Genomic DNA, 18,022 nt, shown 5'->3' with positions numbered 1-18,022 from the left:
TCAGGGCGGCCGTGGCACTGCCACGGCCCTTCGGTCCACCGTTGACCCGGTACACGATATGGACATCGTCGGCGATGACGGTGGGCACCCGCGCCTCGGCGGGCACGGACGGCACAGCGGGCTCGATGGGTTCAAGTGTCTGTTCAGCCACGGCCGTACTGCTCCTCCGCCTTCCAGAAATACACGAAGCCCGCCACGCCGGCCACGACCGCCCAGCCGAGCGCGAAGGCCCAGACGTGGTCCGGCAGGTTCGACGCGCCGTATCCGTCGATCAGCGCATACCGGATGAGGTCCATGTAGACGGCCGCCGGGTTCCACTGCAGCACGTCCGTGACCCAGCCGGGCACGTTCTTCTCCGCCAGCATGTTCGGAATGCTGAACATGACCCCGGACGCGTACATCCACGTCCGCAGGACGAACGGCATCAGCTGCGCGAGGTCCGGCGTCTTGGCGCCCAGCCGGGCGACGATGAGCGCGAGGCCGGTGTTGAACACGAACTGCAGCGCCAGCGCCGGGATCACCAGCAGCCACGACAGACCGGGGTAGCTGCCGAAGGAGACCATGATGATGACGAGCACGATCATCGAGAACAGCAGCTGCTGGAGCTGCTGGAGCGAGAACGAGATCGGCAGCGAGGCGCGCGGGAAGTGCAGCGCTCTGACCAGGCCCAGGTTCCCGGAGATCGCCCGCACCCCGGCCATGGCGGAGTTCTGGGTGAAGGTGAAGACGAAGACACCCGTCACCAGGAACGGAATGAAGACCTCACGCGACATCCCGCGGCTGGTGCTCAGCAGCAGCCCGAAGATCAGGTAGTACACCAGCGCGTTGAGGAGCGGTGTCGCCACCTGCCACAGCTGCCCCAGCTTGGCCTGGCTGTACTGCGCGGTCAGCTTGGCCTGGGAGAAGGCCAGGATGAAGTGGCGCCGGCCCCACATCTGGCGGATGTACGCCCCGAGGCCCACCCGGGCGCCGCTCACCGAGAGGCCGTACTTCTTCGCCAGCTCGGCCGGGGACAGTCCGTCGTCGGGTGAGGGCGGGGCACTCACGGCGACCGCACTGTCGTGCGTAGTCTCGCTCACAGTTGACACTTTCGTCTTCAGGGTGCGCTGAGCGGGGCCGCGCCCCGGTCGCGCTCGATGCGTATCTGATACGAGCTTGTCAGATGACAGGAGGCCGGCCCAGTCGGGTCAGGCGCCATACCGTACGCCACTTCATGGGCCGCCGTAGACCGCAAGGAGTCTTCCAGCCTTCGCGGAACCCGCCCAACCAGGCACGAAGCGCGGTCCTGGAAGGACGCCTGGCCAGCGTGAGCAGCAGCCAGACACCCAGATAGACGGGTACGAGCAGGGCCGGAAGGTTTCGCCTGGCCAGCCAGACCCGGTTCCGCGCGACCATGCGGTGGTAGACCGCGTGCCGGCTGGGCGCGGTGGTCGGGTGGTACAGCACCATGTCCGACCGGTAGTCGATCATCCATCCCGCATCCAGCGCCCGCCAGGCCAGATCGGTCTCCTCATGGGCGTAGAAGAAGTCGTCCGGCAACCCTCCGACCTGCTCGAAGACCGCGGTGCGGACCGCGTTGGCACCGCCGAGGAAGGTGGTGACCCGCGAGGACCGCATCGGGTCGGCGGCGCGCAGCCGGGGTACGTGGCGGCGCTGGGTGACGCCCGTATCGGGGTCGGCGATACGGAAGGAGATGATGCCCAGCTCCGGGTCGGCGGCGAACGCCTCGCGGCACAGCTCGGCCGTGTCGGTGCCCGGCAGCAGCCCGTCGTCGTCCAGGAACAGCAGGACGTCGACGTCGCGGCCGCCCGGTCCGAACGCCTCGATGCCGACATTGCGCCCCGCCGGGATGCCCACGTTCTCGGGCAGCTCGACGGTCCGTACGTCCTCGGGGAGCGCCGGAAGGGGTGAGCCGTTGCCCACGACGACCACCTCGACGCGGTCGCCGTCCTGCTTGGCGACCGAGTCGAGCAGCGCGCGCAGCTCCTCGGGGCGGTTGCCCATGGTGAGGACAACCGCTCCGACCTTCATCGTGCCGCCCGTCACTTGAGCCTGCTCGACGCGAGGATGGACACCAGGTGAAGCAGGGTTTGCAGGAGAGCGATACCGGCGAGCACGGCGACACCCAGCCGGGTGAAGAAGAGGTCGCCGCGCACCTGGTCCACGACCGCCAGGGCCAGGATGAGCAGCGACGCCTCGATCCCGAGGATCAGCCGGTGGAACTGCAGCGCCGCGGCCGCCTTGCGGGCCAGCGCCATACCGGACGAGCGCGGCTCGGAGGCCGCCTCCTTGACCGGGGGAAGACCGCCCTGGTGCCGGGCGACCCCGACGAGGTCGGTCTCGGCCTTGATCAGGATGGCACCGAGGGCTGCGAGGGTGCCGAGGAACGCCCACAGCCAGTCGATCCGCCCGGAGCCCCACAGATCGGCGGCGCGCAGGCCGAAGCCGACGAGCACCGCGGCGTCGCACAGGTAGGCGCCGACCCGGTCCAGATAGACACCGCCCAGCGAGAACTGCTTCTTCCAGCGCGCTATCTCGCCGTCGACGCAGTCCAGCAGCAGGTAGAGCTGGACCATCAGCACCCCGAGCACGGCGCCCGCGATCCCCGGCACCAGCAGGGCCGGAGCGGCGAGGACGCCGAAGACGGTCATCAGATACGTCAGCTGGTTGGGCGTGACCCGCGTGTTCACCAGGTGCCGGTCGCAGCGCAGCGAGATCTCTCGCATGTACAGGCGCCCGGCCCAGTGCTCACCGCTCCGCCGGTCCTTCACCCCCGCGGGGTGAACGACCGGACGGAGTTCAGCCACTGATGGCTTGACTGACTGCTTTGGCATAGTCGGCGTAAGCGTCCCTGATCGCGTCGGATGAGAGGTCGAGGTGCTCGAGGATCGTGTAGCGCCCGGGGCGGGTCTTCGGCGCGAACTCCACGACCTGGACGAACTCGTCCACGGTGAAGCCGATCTCCTCGGGCAGCACCGGAAGACCGTGCCGGTGCAGCACTTCGGCCATGAACGCCGACTGCTCGTGCTCCCCGCGCAGGTACATCGCGAACGCCCCGCCGAGCCCGCACTGCTCGCCGTGGCTCGCCGCGCGCTTGGGGAACATGAGGTCGAAGGCGTGGTTGATCTCGTGGCAGGCGCCGGACGCCGGGCGGGAGTCGCCCGCGACCGACATCGAGATGCCGGTGAGGACCAGGCCCTCGGCCAGCACCTGGAGGAAGCTGTCGTCGCCGACGCCTCCGGGGTGGCGCAGCACGGCCTCGCCCGCCTGGCGTGCCATGGCGGCGGCGAGTCCGTCGATCTGCTCGCCGGTCTCGCGGTGGGACAGCTCCCAGTCCCGGACCGCGGAGATGTTGGAGAGCGCGTCGCCGATGCCGGAGCGGACGAACCGGACCGGAGCCTCGCGGATCACATCGAGGTCGATGACCACGGCGATCGGGTTCGGCACGCCGTACGAGCCGCGGCCCGCGTCGTTGTCGAGGGTCGCGACCGGTGAGCACAGACCGTCGTGCGAGAGGTTCGTGGCGACGGCGACCAGCGGGAGGCCGATGCGCGCCGCGGCGAACTTCGCACAGTCGATGATCTTGCCGCCGCCGAGCCCCACGACCGCGTCGTAGTGCCCGGACTTCATCCGGTCGGCGAGCTTGATCGCGTCATCGAGGGTGCCGCCGCCCACCTCGTACCAGCTCGCGCCCGGCAGCGCCGGGGCCAGCCGCTCGCGCAGCACGGCCCCGGAGCCGCCGCTGATCGCGACGGCGAGCTTGCCGGAGGAGGAGATCCGCTGGTCGGCCAGGACGTCCGCCAGGTCGTCCAGGGCGCCCGCGCGGATGTCGACGACGAGCGGCGAGGGGATGAGCCTCGTCAGTACTGGCACGCGATGTCACGGCCCTTCGCCAGGTCGTCATGGTTGTCGATCTCGACCCACTTGATGTCACCGATCGGGGCCACGTCGATCTTGAAGCCGCGGTTGACCAGCTCCTGGTAGCCGTCCTCGTAGTAGAGGTCGGGGTCGCGCTCGAAGGTGGTCTTCAGCGCGTCGGCGAGGTCGGCCGCGGCGTCGCCCTCGATGAGGGTGACGCCGATGTACTCACCGGTGGCCTCGGCCGGGTCCATCAGCTTGGTGATCTTCTGGACGCCCTTGGCCGGGTCGGCGACGACCTTCATCTCCTCGTCGGCGAGCTGCTTCACCGTGTCGAGGGCGAGGATGATCTTCTGGCCGTTGCCCTGCGCGGCGAGCAGGGTCTTCTCGACGGAGACCGGGTGCACGGTGTCGCCGTTGGCGAGGATCACGGTGTGCTTGATCGCGTCACGGGCGCACCACAGGGAGTAGGCGTTGTTCCACTCCTCGGCCTTGTCGTTGTCGATCAGGGTGAGCTTGAGGCCGTACTTCTGCTCCAGGGCCTCCTTGCGCTCGTACACGGCCTCCTTGCGGTAGCCGACCACGATCGCGACCTCGGTCAGGCCGATCTCCGCGAAGTTGCCGAGGGTCAGGTCGAGGACGGTGGTCTCACCGTCGACCGGCACCAGGGCCTTGGGGAGGGTGTCGGTGTAGGGGCGAAGACGCCGTCCGGCGCCGGCCGCCAGCACGAGGCCGATCATGCGGGTTCTCCTGTTTCGTCGTGGACAGCGGGTGCTCCGGAGGACACCCAGAAGCGGATGCTCTCGATGAGCACCGTCAGCGCGATGACCACGGCGAGCGCGGTCAGCGCGATGGTGAAACCTTGGTTCGGGCCGCCCTGGCCCCGGCCGAGCGACAGCGCGGCGATGGCCGTGACCACCACGATCCGCCCCTCGTGCCCGCCGATCGCCCGCACCAGCCAGTGCGGGGGCGCCCCGGTGCCGCCGCGGATGCGGTACACCGTGTCGTAGTGATGGTAGGCGACGGCCGCCACCAGCCCGAAAGCAGCGGGCAACGCTCCGTTCACCTGCGACCGCGCCGCGAGGATGAGGACGGTCCCGTACTCCGCGGCCCGGAAGAGGGGCGGCACCAGCCAGTCGAGCGGGCCCTTCAGCTGTGCGGCGACCGCGCAGCCCGCGAGGACGGCGTACAGCGCGGCGGCCGCGACGGCGAGCCATGACCCGGCGGGCGGCGCGGCGGCACCGGCGACCAGGAGCGCGGTGCCGAGGGCGGCCGTGACGGGGGCCAGATACGCCGACGGTTTGTGGGCGGCCGCCTTGGCGACCAGCTCGGCGAGCGGGCCCGAGTCGGCGAGGTCGGCGAGGGCCTGCGCGGCCCGGTCGGTGCGCCGCGCCTTGCGGGTGAGCGAGCGCAGCACCCGGCCCGCGGTGGTGTAGCAGGCGGCCAGCGCACAGCCGACGATCAGGACGTAGAAGGTGACGCGGGGCGTGGTGAGCGCGGTCAGCACGGCGATCATCGCCCAGCGCTCACCGATCGGCAGCACGATCATGCGCCGCACCCAGACCGTCCAGCCGACGCTGTTGAGGCGGTCGGAGAGGGCGGCGGTGGGGCTGCTGTTGCCGGTGGCGTCGTGGTTGGCCTCGTTGAACGAGAAGTCCACGACGTGACGGCAGCTCTGGAGCACCATCGCGCCCAGCGCGAGCGCCCACACGTCATCACCGCCGCCACCACCGGCGTTGGCCGCGCCGAGGGCGAGGCCCGCGTAGTACGCGTACTCCTTGGCCCGGTCGAACGTCGCGTCCAGCCAGGCGCCGAGGGTGGAGTACTGCAGCGAGTAGCGGGCCAGCTGGCCGTCGGTGCAGTCGAGGACGAACGAGGCGATCAGCAGCAGCCCGGCCGCGACGAACCCGGGCCGGGTGCCGGTGGCGGCGCAGCCTGCCGCGATGAGGGCGGTGAGCAGGGAGGCGGTGGTGACCTGATTGGGCGTCAGTCCGCGGCGGGCGCACCAGCGGGCGATGTAGCGGGAGTAGGGGCTGATGCAGAAGGTCGTGAAGAAGCCGTCCCGCCCCTTCACGGCGGAGCGCAGCCGCACCTTCTCCTCGTCCACGGCGGCGGTCTCGGCCAGCGCCGCCGCCCGCCGCTCCGCGTCCGCGGGCACGGTGGCGATCAGCACGCCCAGCTCGGGCCGGTGCGGGGGGACGCCTTCGGCGTCGAGGGCGGCGGCGATGTCGTCCACGAGGGAGGGCGTACGGGCTTCCGCCACATCCGCCGCGTCCGCCGCGCCCGTCACCTCCTCGGCGCTGCCGACCGTCGCCACCGCTCCGGCGTCCGCGCTCGGCCCGGCGTCCCCGCCGGTCGCTGCGGCGCCCGCGGGCACCTGGGCGCGCTCGGCGGCGCCGGGGGCCGCCGCGGCGGCCGTCACCGCGCGGGCCAGGGCCGCCCGTGCCTCGGGCTGCGCCGTCAGCGCGCCGGACACGGCGGCCGCGGGGAAGCGGGGGTCGGTCAGCGCCAGGCGGAGGGCGTGGGTGTGGCCGACGAAACGGGGATCGACGAGGGCCACCCGCTCACGCGGGGAGACGGCGGCCAGCTCCGACGCCACCCCGGCCGCGTCGATCGCCGTGCGCACGTCGAAACCCAGCGACCGCAGGTCGTCCTGGAGAGACGAGCCGGCGACCGGGGTACCGGTGAGGATCGCGGTCGACAGACGAACTCACTCCTTGGCAGCTGACATGGTGGCCGCGCCGCTCTGGCACAGGCCTGGAGCCCTTGCAAACAGCGGGCATCGCGCATCCCGGTCCCGGATGGGGCGGGCGGCATGTCGGCAGAGGCTATCGGATGGATGGAAGCAGCCGTTCACCGCGCATTCACCACACGATCGGGGGAACGACCGCTTCCGCGCGCCGCCGATCATCATGGTGGATGGCGTGTCCCCTCGACAAACGGGCGCCGCCCTGACCTGTGGATAGGGTGCCGTCATGACGTGGCTGATCACAGGTGGTGCCGGATATATCGGGTCGCATGTCGTGCGGGCGATGACCCGGGCAGGCGAGCGGGTGGCCGTACTCGACGACCTCTCCAGCGGAATCCCCGCGCGGCTGCCCGAGGACGTTCCGCTCATGCGCGGCTCCACGCTGGACCGCGAGCTGCTGGACCGTACGTTCGCCGAGCTGGACATCACCGGTGTGGTGCATCTGGCGGCGAAGAAGCAGGTCGGGGAGTCCGTCGAGCAGCCGCTGCGGTACTACCGGGAGAATGTGCACGGCCTCACGGTGCTGCTGGAGGCCGTGGCCGCCGCCGGGATCGACAGCTTCCTCTTCTCCTCCTCCGCCGCCGTCTACGGCATGCCGGATGTGGAACTGGTCACCGAGGACACCCCGTGCGTGCCGATAAACCCGTACGGAGAGACCAAGCTCGCCGGAGAGTGGCTGGTCAGGGCCGCGGGAGCGGCGCATTCGATCTCGACGGCCTGTCTGCGCTACTTCAATGTGGCGGGTGCCACGCGTCCCGAGCTGGCCGACACCGGGGTGTTCAACATCATCCCGATGATGTTCGAGCGGATCACACATGGGGAGGCCCCGAGGATCTTCGGTGACGACTATCCGACCCCGGACGGCACCTGCATCCGCGACTACATCCACGTGGAGGACCTGGCCTCCGCCCATCTCGCCGTGGCCCGGCGGCTGGCCGCGCGGCCGGGCGCGGGCGATCTGACGGTGAACATCGGCACCGGTCAGGGCGTCTCGGTGCGCGAGATGGCCGACCTGATCGCCGAGGTCACCGGCCGCCCCGAGGCCGTCCCCGCCGTCGGGCCCCGCCGCGCGGGCGACCCGGCCCGGGTCGTCGGATCGACCGAGGTGATCACCAAGGAGCTGGGCTGGAGCGCCCGGCACGGGGTGCGCGCGATGGTGGAGTCGGCCTGGGAGGGCTGGTGCCACCACCACCCCGAGGCGCGCCGCGAGTAGGCCGCGGGTAGGCCGCGGGTAGAAGGCTGCGGCCGGTCGGCGGTACGGCCCGCCCGGGGTGCGGTCCCCGCGTAGTTCACTGGGGACGGGGACCGCGCCGGGCAGGAGGGCCGTACCGACATGGGCGCAGGTCATGACCACCGCACCGCGGGCGCCGGGCATCGGTGGCGGCTGCGGATCGCGCTCGTCATCACCGTCACCGTGATGGTCGTGGAGATCGTCGGCGGACTGCTCGCCGATTCGCTCGCGCTGCTGGCGGACGCCGGGCACATGGCGACGGACGCGCTCGGGCTGGCCATGTCGCTGCTGGCGATCCACTTCGCGGGGCGCCCGCCCAGCCCGCGGCGTACCTATGGATACGCGCGCGCCGAGATCCTGGCGGCGCTGGCGAACTGTCTGCTGCTGTTCGGGGTCGGCGGCTACATCCTCTGTGAGGCGGTGCTGCGCTTCCTCCACCCCGCCGCCACCCAGGGCCGCCTGGTGATCGTCTTCGGGGCGGTCGGGCTGGCCGCGAACCTGGTGTCGCTGGCCCTGCTGCGGGGCGGGCAGCGGGAGAGCCTGAACGTGCGGGGCGCGTTCCTGGAGGTGCTGGCGGACGCCCTGGGGTCGGTCGCGGTGCTGGTGTCGGCCGGGATCATCCTGGTCACGGGGTGGCAGGCGGCCGATCCGATCGCCTCGCTCGGGATCGCGCTCATGATCGTGCCGCGTACGTACACCCTGCTGCGGGAGACGCTGAACGTCCTCCTGGAGGCGGCACCGCGGGATGTCGACATGGACGCGGTACGCGCCCATATCCTCGCACTGCCCGGTGTGGAGGGATTGCACGATCTTCACGTATGGACGATCACCTCCGGGATGCCGGTGCTCTCCGCGCATGTGGTGGTCGGGCGGCCGGTGCTCGACGCGGTGGGCCATGAGCGGCTGCTGCACGATCTCCAGGGGTGTCTGGGGGAGCATTTCGACGTCCCACACTGCACGTTTCAGCTGGAACCGGGTGGACATGCTGATCACGAAGCCCGGCTGTGCCAGTGACACGTGCATGGGTGCGGCAGACTTGGGGGCCAAAGTCGCAACTATGAGGACGGTCATGCCGATCACACCCGCCAGCGGCCCTTCCGCCGAGACCGCCGCGTCCCCCGCGCCGGACGGCTCGACGGAGTCGATCATGCTCGAACTGGTCGATGAGGACGGCACCACGATCGGCACCGCTGAGAAGCTGGCGGCGCATCTGGCGCCCGGGCAACTGCACCGGGCGTTCTCCGTCTTCCTCTTCGACGAGCAGGGGCGGCTGCTGCTCCAGCGCCGCGCCCTGGGCAAGTACCACTCCCCCGGCGTGTGGTCGAACACCTGCTGCGGCCACCCGTACCCCGGTGAGCCGCCCTTCGTGGCCGCGGCCCGCCGGACCGGCGAGGAACTGGGCGTCGCGCCCGCGCTGCTCGGTGAGGCGGGCACAGTCCGCTACAACCACCCGGACCCGGCCTCGGGTCTGGTCGAGCAGGAGTACAACCACCTGTTCGTCGGGCTGCTGAAGGAGACGCCGCGGCCCGATCCGCAGGAGATCGGCGAGACCGCCTTCGTCACCCCGGACCAGCTGGCGAAGCTGCACGCGGAGGGCCCGTTCTCGGCCTGGTTCATGACCGTGCTGGACGCGGCCCGCCCGGCGATCCGGGAGCTGACCGGGGCGGCCGCAGGCTGGTGAGCGGGGCCCCGGGGGCGGGGCCGGGCGCGGGACCGGGGCCCGGGGCTGCGGCCAGTGGCAGAGCCGCCCAGACCGCCTTGCCGCCGCTCGCCGTGTGATCGACGTCGTACTTCCCGCCGGACTCCTCCGCGATCGCCCGCACCAGCAGCAGTCCGCGGCCACCGGTCCGCCCCTGATCCGCCTCCAGCTCCAGGGGCCGGGGCCGGTACGGATGGTTGTCCTCGACGGCGACCCGCACCCAGCCCCGGCCGATCGACACCTCGACGGCGATCTGCGGGGTGAGCAGCGCCGCGTGCCGCACCGCGTTGGTGACCAGCTCGGAGACGATCAGCAGTAGATTCGGCACCAGATCGCCCTGCCCGGACACCCCCTGATGGGCCAGCAGATCGCGCACCGCGTGCCGGGCCTGCGGTACGGACGTCTCAAGGGCCGGAGCGGTGAACCGCCACACCCCCTCGCCGACGCCCGGTCCAGCACCCGCCCCCTGCCCAGCACCGACCCCCTGCCCAGCACCGGCCGCCGGTCCGCGCGGCGGGGCGTGCCCCGATTCGGAGGGGACTCTCCCGACGATCTCCATGCCCGACACCCACCCATCGCCACGGCTCGACCTCTCACGTCGAGTGTTGGGAAAGGTCTGGTACGGACCGGCGGAGTGGCCACAACTTCACACTTATCGACCGCTTTTGTTCGTTGGCGTATGCCAGGGTCACTCGCTCGACTGTTCCTGCCCGTCTGAATTCCGACCCTGGTACCTATGACTTGACCTCAGGCCATACGATCCGCCGCATGGAGCCCTGCCTGCGGCACGACGTCACGGACGGCATAGCGACCGTCGTCATCCGCAATCCCGCCAAGCGCAACGCGATGACCCCCGCCATGTGGCGCGCGCTGCCCCCGCTGCTCGACCGGCTCGCCGCCGACCCCGCCGTACGGGCGCTCGTGCTCACCGGCCACGGGGACACCTTCTGCGCGGGCGCCGACATCGGCTCGCTGAGCGCGACGTACGAGGAGACGACGGGCCTCGCGCTGCCCGCCGAGGAGGCCCTCGCGGCCTTCCCCAAACCGACGTTGGCCTCGGTGCGCGGCTACTGCGTGGGCGGCGGCTGCCAGTTGGCGGCCGCCTGCGATCTGCGGTTCGCGGACGAGGACGCGCTCTTCGGGATCACCCCGGCCAAGCTCGGCATCGTCTACTCGCCCGGCTCCACCCGGCGGCTGGTGGAGCTGATCGGACCGGCCTCCGCCAAGTATCTGCTGTTCTCGGGCGAGCTGATCGACACCGCGCGGGCGCTGCGCACCGGGCTGGTCGACGAGGTGCTGCCGGACGGCGGGCTGGACAAGCGGGTCGCGGAGTTCACGCGGGTGCTGGTGTCCCGGTCGCAGCTCACCCAGGCGGCGGCCAAGGAGTTCGCCGCCGGGCCCGCCGGGGCGGACCGCGTCGCGTACTGGCAGGAGCAGGCGCGGGCGGGTGAGGAGGCCGGGGAGGGCATCGCCGCCTTCCTGGAGCGCCGGGCGCCGCGCTTCGGATGGACCCCGCCGGTCTCCTGAGCCGACGGCGCCGGCCACCGCGCCCGCGCCTTCCCGGGTCCGGCTGTCAGCTTTACCTACCAGCCGGTAGCGTGCGGCCCATGACCACACTTCCCGAGCGCGCCGCACGGCGCTGCCACTCCGTCGTCAATCCGCTGCACTCCTCCGTCTACTTCGCCCCGGACTTCGCCAACGAGCTGGCCGGACTGGGTCTGGAGGAGCGCGGCGCCGTCTACTTCGTGGGCCGCGCCGCGGCGTTCGGCCGGGTGGGCGCGGGGACCGTCACCGCGACGTTCTACAACTTCAAGCACGACCTGGTGGCCCGCCACATCCCGCGCGCCTGGGACGTGGTCTCCCCCGAGGACGCCCTGGCGGCCCGGCTGCGGGCGGCCGACTCCGTACTGCGGCGGCTGCTCGGCGACGACGCGGTGGCCTCGAAGGAGATGGCCGAGGCGGCCGAGCTGGCGCTGCGCGCCACCGAGGCGTGTTCCCGCTCCGCGCGCCCCCTGTACGCCGCGCACGCCGACCTCCCCGTGCCCGAGGCCCCGCACCTGGCGCTGTGGCACGCCGCCACGCTGCTGCGCGAGCACCGCGGCGACGCCCATCTGCTGACCCTCGTCGCCGCCGGGCTCGACGGGGTGGAGGCCATGGTCAGCCACGCGGCGACCGGCAAGGGCATGTCCCCGAAGTGGCTCCTGGCCACCCGTGGCTGGACGGCCGAGGAGCTGGCCGCCGGACGGGACCGGCTGCGGACCCGCGGGCTGCTGGACGAGGCGGGCGAGCTGACGCGGGCGGGCACCGAGCAGCGCGAGTCCCTGGAGGACGAGACGGACCGCCTGGACGCCGCCCCGTACGAGCACCTGGGCGCGGCGGGGGTGGCCCGGCTGACCGAACTGGCCGGGGCGTTCACCGCCCAGGCCATGGCGGCGGGCGCCTTCCCGGCGGACCTCCTGGGCAAGGGCTGACGCTCGGCCCGGGGCCGGGAGCGGGGCCGGGGCGGGTTTGCTCGGAGCGAGGCGGGATACCCGATTGATGAGTGATCGGCCGCCCTTTCTCCGGGCGCCCAACCGCGCGCCGCGCACGCCGGCGAGTGCCCGTGCTCCGCGTATGTGCGGCGCCCGGCGGCGGCTGCCGAACCGCTCCCGACCCGAATGGGAGGTCTGAAATGTTGCGCGCTGTCGCTGATGTGCTCCGCGCCATCGGTTCCGCGATCGCCACGGTGGTCACGCTTCCGTTCCGTGCCGTGGCCCGGCTGTTCGGCGGGGCCGCCGACACGGCGGGCGGCGCACGCCGCCGCAGGCACACCTGAGCCCCGTACGCCCCTTCCGGGCCGCCCGGCGGGCCGTCCGACACCGCCGAACACGTCGTCCGTGACCGCTTCGTCAGTGCCACCTGCCACAATGCAGATGCAGTGCAGACCGAAAGCGGAGCGTGATCGTGACGACGTCCATCGAAGGCAGGATCGCCGAAGAACTCGGCGTACGGGAACGGCAGGTCAGGGCCGCCGTCGAGCTGCTCGACGGCGGCTCTACCGTGCCGTTCATCGCGCGCTACCGCAAGGAAGCGACGGAAATGCTCGACGACGCGCAGCTGCGCTCCCTGGAGGAGCGGCTGCGCTATCTGCGCGAGCTGGAGGAGCGGCGCACCGCGATCCTCGAATCGGTGAGGTCGCAGGGGAAGCTGGACGAGGCGCTGGAGGCGCAGATCCTCGCCGCCGACTCCAAGGCCCGGCTGGAGGACATCTACCTCCCCTACAAGCCGAAGCGCCGTACGAAGGCCCAGATCGCCCGCGAGGCCGGTCTCGAACCGCTCGCCGAAGGGCTGCTCGGCGACCCGGCTGTGGAGCCGGCGGCGGCGGCCGCCGCGTTCGTGGACGCCGAGAAGGGCGTCGCGGACCCGGCCGCCGCGCTGGAGGGCGCGCGGGCGATCCTCACCGAGCGGTTCGGGGAGGACGCCGACCTCATCGGTGAGCTGCGCGAGCGCATGTGGTCGCGCGGCCGGGCCGCCACGAAGGTGCGGGACGGCAAGGAGGAGGCGGGCGCCAAGTTCGCCGACTACTTCGACTTCGCCGAGCCCTTCACCGAGCTGCCCTCGCACCGGGTGCTGGCGATGTTCCGCGGTGAGAAGGAAGAGGTCCTGGACCTCACCCTGGAGCCGGAGGAGCCGTCCGCGGACCCCGGCCCCACCTCGTACGAGCGGTCCATCGCGCACCGCTTCGACATCGCCGACCGCGGCCGCCCGGGCGACAAGTGGCTGGCCGACACCGTGCGGTGGGCCTGGCGCACCCGGGTCCTGGTCCACCTCGGCATCGATCTGCGGCTGCGGCTGCGGCAGGCCGCCGAGGACGAGGCGGTGCGGGTCTTCGCCGCCAACCTGCGCGATCTGCTGCTCGCCGCCCCGGCGGGCACGCGCGCCACGATGGGTCTCGACCCCGGCTTCCGTACCGGCGTGAAGGTGGCCGTCGTCGACGCGACCGGCAAGGTGGCCGCGACCGACACGATCTATCCGCACGTTCCGCGCAACCAGTGGGACGTGTCGCTGGACCGGCTCGCCAAGCTGGCCCGCGAGCACGACGTCGACCTGATCGCCATCGGCAACGGCACGGCGTCCCGGGAGACCGACAAGCTCGCGGGCGACCTGTGCGGCAAGCACCCGGAGCTGAAGCTGACCAAGGTGATGGTCTCCGAGGCGGGCGCCTCGGTGTACTCCGCCTCCGCCTTCGCCTCCCAGGAGCTGCCCGACCTCGACGTCTCGCTGCGCGGTGCGGTGTCGATCGCGCGGCGGCTCCAGGACCCGCTGGCCGAGCTGGTCAAGATCGACCCGAAGTCGATCGGGGTCGGTCAGTACCAGCACGATCTGTCCGAGGTGAAGCTGTCGCGCTCGCTCGACGCGGTCGTCGAGGACTGTGTGAACGGTGTCGGGGTGGACGTCAACACCGCCTCCGCGCCGCTCCTCAGCCGGGTCTCGGGCATCGGAGCCGGGCTCGCGGAGAACATCGTCGCCCACCGCGACACCAACGGGCCCTTCCGCAGCCGCAAGACCCTCAAGGACGTGGCCCGGCTCGGCCCCAAGGCGTACGAGCAGTGCGCGGGCTTCCTCCGCATCCTCGGCGGCGACGACCCGCTGGACGGCTCCAGCGTGCACCCCGAGGCGTACCCGGTGGTGCGCCGGATGGTCGCCTCCGCGGGCGGTGACGTGGCCACGCTCATGGGCAACACGGCCACGCTGCGCGGCCTGCGGCCGGACGACTTCGTGGACGACGCCTTCGGTCTGCCGACCGTCACCGACATCCTGAAGGAGCTGGAGAAGCCGGGCCGTGACCCGCGTCCCGCCTTCAAGACCGCCACCTTCAAGGACGGCGTCGAGAAGATCGGCGACCTGGCCTCCGGGATGATCCTGGAGGGGGTCGTCACGAACGTGGCCGCGTTCGGGGCGTTCGTGGATGTCGGGGTGCACCAGGACGGGCTGGTGCACGTCTCCGCGATGTCCAAGACGTTCGTCAAGGACCCGCGGGATGTGGTGAAGCCGGGCGACATCGTGCGGGTGAAGGTCCTCGACGTGGACATTCCGCGCAAGCGGATCTCGCTGACGCTGCGGCTGGACGACGAGGCCGCTGCCGGTGGCGGCGGCCGCGCCGAGCAGGGTGGCGGCGCCCGCCGTTCCGCCCCCAAGCAGCGGCAGGGCGGCGGAGGCCGTGGTGGCGGCGGCGCCGGTGGCGGCGGCTCACGGGGCGGCCAGCGTGGGGGCGGCGGGCGTGAGGCCGCGCCCGCCAACGGCGCGATGGCGGACGCGCTGCGGCGGGCCGGGCTGGTGGACCCCAACAAGAAGCGGTAGCCCTCACCGGGCGGGGTGGGTTTTCCCCCACCCCGCCCCTTCCCGAAACCGGGGCTCCGCCCCTGGACCCCGGTCCTCAATCGCCGGACGGGCTGGGGGGTGGGCCACCGCCTGGGCTGAGGGGGCTTCGGGTAGGGGCAGCGCGGGGTCAGGACTCGGTTACTCGGCCCTCGGCTACCTCGAAGCGGCGGGTGGTGTGCACTGCCTCCAGCATGCGGCGGTCGTGGGTCACCAGGAGCAGCGTGCCCTCGTAGGAGGCGAGGGCCGACTCCAGTTGCTCGATCGCGGGCAGGTCCAGGTGGTTGGTGGGCTCGTCCAGCACCAGCAGGTTGACGCCCCGGGCCTGGAGCAGGGCCAGCGCCGCGCGGGTCCGCTCCCCCGGGGACAGAGTGGAGGCCGGGCGCAGCACATGGGCGGCCTTGAGGCCGAACTTGGCCAGCAGCGTCCGTACGTCCGCGGGCACCAGCTCCGGCGCGGCCGCGCCGAAGGCGTCCAGCAGGGCCTCGCTGCCGAAGAACAACGCGCGGGCCTGGTCGACCTCGCCCACCACCACCCCGGGACCGAGGGACGCATAGCCCTCGTCCAGAGGGAGGCGGCCCAGGAGGGCCGCCAGCAAGGTGGACTTGCCGGAGCCGTTCGCACCGGTCACCGCGATCCGGTCGGCCCAGTCGATCTGCAGGTCGACCGGGCCGAAGTGGAAGTCGCCGCGCCGCACCTCGGCCCCGCGCAGGGTCGCCACGACCGCGCCGGAGCGCGGTGCCGCGGCGATCTCCATCCGCAGTTCCCACTCCTTGCGCGGCTCCTCGACCACGTCCATCCGCTCGATCAGCCGATCGGTCTGGCGCGCCTTGGCGGCCTGCTTCTCGGTGGACTCGACGCGGGCGTTCCGGGCGATCTTGTCGCCGTCGGGGGCCTTGCGGCGGGCGTTCTTGACGCCCTTCTCCATCCAGGCCCGCTGGGTACGGGCCCGGGACTCCAGGCCGGACCTGGTGTCCGCGTACTCCTCGTAGCGTTCGCGGGCGTGCCGTCGGGCGGTCTCCCGCTCCTCCAGGTAGGCGGTGTAGCCGCCGCCGAAGAGGTTCACCTGCTGCTGGGCCAGGTCGAGTTCGAGGACCTTGTCGACGGTACGGGCCAGGAACTCGCGGTCGTGGCTGACGAGCACCGTACCGGCGCGCAGCCCGCCGACGAACGTTTCGAGGCGCTGGAGCCCGTCGAGGTCGAGGTCGTTCGTCGGCTCGTCGAGCAGGAAGACGTCATACCGGCTGAGCAGCAGCGAGGCCAGCCCGGCGCGGGCCGCCTGGCCGCCGGAGAGGGCCGTCATGGGGCGGTCGAGCGAGATGTCGAGCCCGAGCGAGGCGGCGACCTCGTCGGCGCGTTCGTCGAGGTCGGCGGCGCCGAGCGAGAGCCAGCGCTCCAGGGCGACGGCGTACGCGTCGTCCGCGCCGGGGGTGCCGTCCGCGAGCGCCTGGGTGGTCGCGTCGAGGTCGGCCTGGGCGACGGCCACCCCGGTACGGCGGGCCAGGAACGCCCGTACGGTCTCCCCCGCCCGCCGCTCGGGCTCCTGCGGGAGGTGGCCCACCGTGGCATGCGGCGGGCTGATGCGGATGGCGCCCTGCTCGGGGTCGGTGAGCCCGGCGAGCAGCCGCAGCAGGGTCGACTTCCCCGCTCCGTTGACCCCGACGAGGCCGATGACCTCGCCCGGGGCGACGACGAGGTCGAGCCCGGAGAAGAGGGGGCGGTCACCGTGTCCGGCGGCCAGGTCCTTGGCGACGAGAGTGGCAGTCATCAGGCAGTAGATCCTAACCGCCGCCCGGGGCAGCGGTCCCGGCACTTCCCCCACCCCGCCCTGCCCCGGAGGCACCGGCGCCCGCACCCACCACCCACCGAAACCGCACCCCCACGGCGGCGCAGCCCTACGGCGTTATCGGGGCCGTCAGGACCGCTTCCGTGGTGCGGGCCTCCAGGTAGGTTTCGCCGCGGACCGCTTTCGGGGGGAGGGCCAGGCGGTGGAGGCCCGGGGGCAGGGGGGCGTCGAAGAGGGCTTGGGTGTGGGGGCGGGAGAGGCGGTCCAGGCGGTGGGCGGCGAGGCGGACCCGGCACTCGGCGGCGACCTCGACGAGCGCTTCGCCGTTCCGCGCGGCGAGGCGGACGAGGCGGCGGTGGTCCTGTGGGGTGCGGTCCAGCGCCTGGGCGACCTGGGCGACCAGCAGGGGGACGATGGGGGCGAGGCCGGTGAGGAAGACGGCGTCGGAGCGGGCCTTCGCGAAGGCGTCCCGTACGGCGTCGCGCTCGTCCTGACGGATCGTCCCGCCGAAGAACACCACACCGTAGCGGCGGAGTTCAGCGACGTGGGCACCCACCGCGTCGAGGGTGATCTCGGCGCCGACGCCGGTGCGCCGCAGCGCGGCGGCGAGCTTGGCGAGGAGGGCCGCGCGGCGGCCGACGAGGAGGACGCGGCGGTGGGCGGCCAGATCGTGGGCGTCGGCGGTGAGCAGCAGCCGTCCCAGTTCGGCGCGGTACTGGTCGCCGTGGAAGCGGTAGGGGCCGATGCCGTGGTAGCCGTCGGCTCCGGGGCCGGGGGGACGGTCGGTCTGCCAGCGGAAGTCCCGCCAGATGATGGCGGGCCCGTCCCGTTCGATGACGGCGGTGACCGCGCCGCAGGCCAGCCCTTCGCATTCGGGGCAGCCGTAGATGACGTACCGTCCGCCGTCGAGCGGCGGACCGGTCTCCAGCAGGAGTCCGCGGACCTGCTCGGCGAAGACGGTGGGGCCGAGGTCGGAGGCGAGCGGGGAGACTGCGTCGAGGTCGGCGAGGCGCGGCAGGAGCGGTCTGCCGTCCACCACGAAGTCCAGGAAATCGCGGTGTATTTGGTACGCGCCGTGGGACAGGACGCCGCCGGCGCGCATGGCCGGGGCCAGCCCGAAGGTCGCGTACTCGGAGGTCATGCCCCAAGTATTCCCAGATCGGGGCAGCATCATCGCGACGCGCCTATAACGGGAGGAAACCGGAGCGCGCAGGGGTGACGGGCCATGACGGCCCGGAGTGCGGGGCAGAGCCCGCCTCTCGCCGGAGCCCGGGCCATGGTGGCGGGGGTCCGGCGAGAAGGCTTCGTCGCACCGGGTGCGGTGTCGACGGGCCCCGTCCG

General features: G+C 72.1%; 16 protein-coding genes and 1 pseudogene. 7 read left to right on the top strand and 10 right to left on the bottom strand.

Translation table 11 applies throughout. The features are described 5' to 3' along the window. The 7 genes and pseudogenes from ABZ370_RS30445 to ABZ370_RS30415 form a co-directional block, all read right to left on the bottom strand. Nucleotides 1–151, bottom strand: a pseudogene (locus ABZ370_RS30445) (ABC transporter ATP-binding protein); the annotation flags it as partial. Continuing rightward, nucleotides 144–1,079 carry an ABC transporter permease gene (locus tag ABZ370_RS30440; protein WP_358626944.1) on the bottom strand — a complete coding sequence of 312 codons (936 nt, stop codon included), beginning with the start codon at nt 1,077–1,079 and terminating at the stop codon, nt 144–146. The pseudogene ABZ370_RS30445 and the gene ABZ370_RS30440, both read right to left, overlap by 8 nt. Nucleotides 1,080–1,158: 79 nt before the next feature. Then, nucleotides 1,159–2,031: a glycosyltransferase gene (locus tag ABZ370_RS30435; protein ID WP_358626958.1), complete on the bottom strand. Its 873-nt coding sequence runs from the start codon at nt 2,029–2,031 to the stop codon at nt 1,159–1,161. Nucleotides 2,032–2,042: 11 nt separating this feature from the next. Continuing rightward, complete coding sequence (locus ABZ370_RS30430; RefSeq protein ID WP_358626942.1) at nt 2,043–2,834, bottom strand: CDP-alcohol phosphatidyltransferase family protein; 792 nt, start codon at nt 2,832–2,834, stop codon at nt 2,043–2,045. Continuing rightward, nucleotides 2,800–3,873: an iron-containing alcohol dehydrogenase family protein gene (locus ABZ370_RS30425; RefSeq protein ID WP_358626940.1), complete on the bottom strand. Its 1,074-nt coding sequence runs from the start codon at nt 3,871–3,873 to the stop codon at nt 2,800–2,802. The genes ABZ370_RS30430 and ABZ370_RS30425 overlap by 35 nt, the downstream gene beginning before the upstream one ends. After that, nucleotides 3,861–4,598, bottom strand: coding sequence for a phosphocholine cytidylyltransferase family protein (locus tag ABZ370_RS30420; protein ID WP_358626938.1), 738 nt, complete (start codon nt 4,596–4,598; stop codon nt 3,861–3,863). The genes ABZ370_RS30425 and ABZ370_RS30420 overlap by 13 nt, the downstream gene beginning before the upstream one ends. Further along, complete coding sequence (locus ABZ370_RS30415; RefSeq protein WP_358626956.1) at nt 4,595–6,562, bottom strand: DUF5941 domain-containing protein; 1,968 nt, start codon at nt 6,560–6,562, stop codon at nt 4,595–4,597. The genes ABZ370_RS30420 and ABZ370_RS30415 overlap by 4 nt, the downstream gene beginning before the upstream one ends. 271 nt (nt 6,563–6,833) lie before the next feature. Here ABZ370_RS30415 and galE point away from each other — a divergent pair, with 271 nt between their 5' ends. The 3 genes from galE to idi all read left to right on the top strand — a co-directional run bounded on the left by galE (nt 6,834) and on the right by idi (nt 9,519). Further along, entirely contained in the window at nt 6,834–7,820 is a 987-nt protein-coding gene (gene galE / locus ABZ370_RS30410) for a UDP-glucose 4-epimerase GalE (RefSeq protein WP_358626936.1), read from the top strand. A 120-nt stretch (nt 7,821–7,940) separates the two neighbouring features. Then, on the top strand, nt 7,941–8,852 hold the full coding sequence (locus ABZ370_RS30405) for a cation diffusion facilitator family transporter (RefSeq protein WP_358626934.1): 912 nt from the start codon (nt 7,941–7,943) through the stop codon (nt 8,850–8,852). Between the two features lie 55 nt (nt 8,853–8,907). Continuing rightward, nucleotides 8,908–9,519, top strand: a complete 612-nt coding sequence (idi, locus tag ABZ370_RS30400) for an isopentenyl-diphosphate Delta-isomerase (protein ID WP_358626932.1) — start codon at nt 8,908–8,910, stop codon at nt 9,517–9,519. On the opposite strand, the gene ABZ370_RS30395 is transcribed toward idi, so the two are convergent. Next, nucleotides 9,452–10,096 carry an ATP-binding protein gene (locus ABZ370_RS30395; protein ID WP_358626930.1) on the bottom strand — a complete coding sequence of 215 codons (645 nt, stop codon included), beginning with the start codon at nt 10,094–10,096 and terminating at the stop codon, nt 9,452–9,454. The genes idi and ABZ370_RS30395 overlap by 68 nt on opposite strands. A 209-nt stretch (nt 10,097–10,305) precedes the next feature. Here ABZ370_RS30395 and ABZ370_RS30390 point away from each other — a divergent pair, with 209 nt between their 5' ends. The 4 genes from ABZ370_RS30390 to ABZ370_RS30375 all read left to right on the top strand — a co-directional run bounded on the left by ABZ370_RS30390 (nt 10,306) and on the right by ABZ370_RS30375 (nt 14,877). Next, nucleotides 10,306–11,064 carry an enoyl-CoA hydratase/isomerase family protein gene (locus tag ABZ370_RS30390; protein ID WP_358626928.1) on the top strand — a complete coding sequence of 253 codons (759 nt, stop codon included), beginning with the start codon at nt 10,306–10,308 and terminating at the stop codon, nt 11,062–11,064. Between the two features lie 80 nt (nt 11,065–11,144). Next, a complete protein-coding gene (locus ABZ370_RS30385; RefSeq protein ID WP_358626926.1) occupies nt 11,145–12,008 on the top strand; it encodes a hypothetical protein in 864 nt (287 codons plus the stop codon). A 200-nt stretch (nt 12,009–12,208) separates the two neighbouring features. Then, on the top strand, nt 12,209–12,352 hold the full coding sequence (locus tag ABZ370_RS30380) for an LPFR motif small protein (RefSeq protein ID WP_358626924.1): 144 nt from the start codon (nt 12,209–12,211) through the stop codon (nt 12,350–12,352). A gap of 128 nt (nt 12,353–12,480) precedes the next feature. Further along, entirely contained in the window at nt 12,481–14,877 is a 2,397-nt protein-coding gene (locus ABZ370_RS30375) for a Tex family protein (protein WP_358626922.1), read from the top strand. Nucleotides 14,878–15,025: 148 nt separating this feature from the next. Here ABZ370_RS30375 and ABZ370_RS30370 read toward each other — a convergent pair whose 3' ends face one another. Together ABZ370_RS30370 and ABZ370_RS30365 are read right to left on the bottom strand one after the other, a co-directional pair. After that, on the bottom strand, nt 15,026–16,663 hold the full coding sequence (locus ABZ370_RS30370) for an ABC-F family ATP-binding cassette domain-containing protein (protein WP_358626920.1): 1,638 nt from the start codon (nt 16,661–16,663) through the stop codon (nt 15,026–15,028). Between the two features lie 127 nt (nt 16,664–16,790). Then, nucleotides 16,791–17,822, bottom strand: a complete 1,032-nt coding sequence (locus tag ABZ370_RS30365) for an oxidoreductase (RefSeq protein ID WP_358626918.1) — start codon at nt 17,820–17,822, stop codon at nt 16,791–16,793. Nucleotides 17,823–18,022 lie beyond the last annotated feature (200 nt).

Source organism: Streptomyces sp. NPDC005962 (genome assembly GCF_040629205.1).
GTDB lineage: Bacteria > Actinomycetota > Actinomycetes > Streptomycetales > Streptomycetaceae > Streptomyces.
The sequence above is the reverse complement of the archived record's forward strand: the minus strand, read 5'-3'. Positions and strand labels throughout refer to the sequence as shown.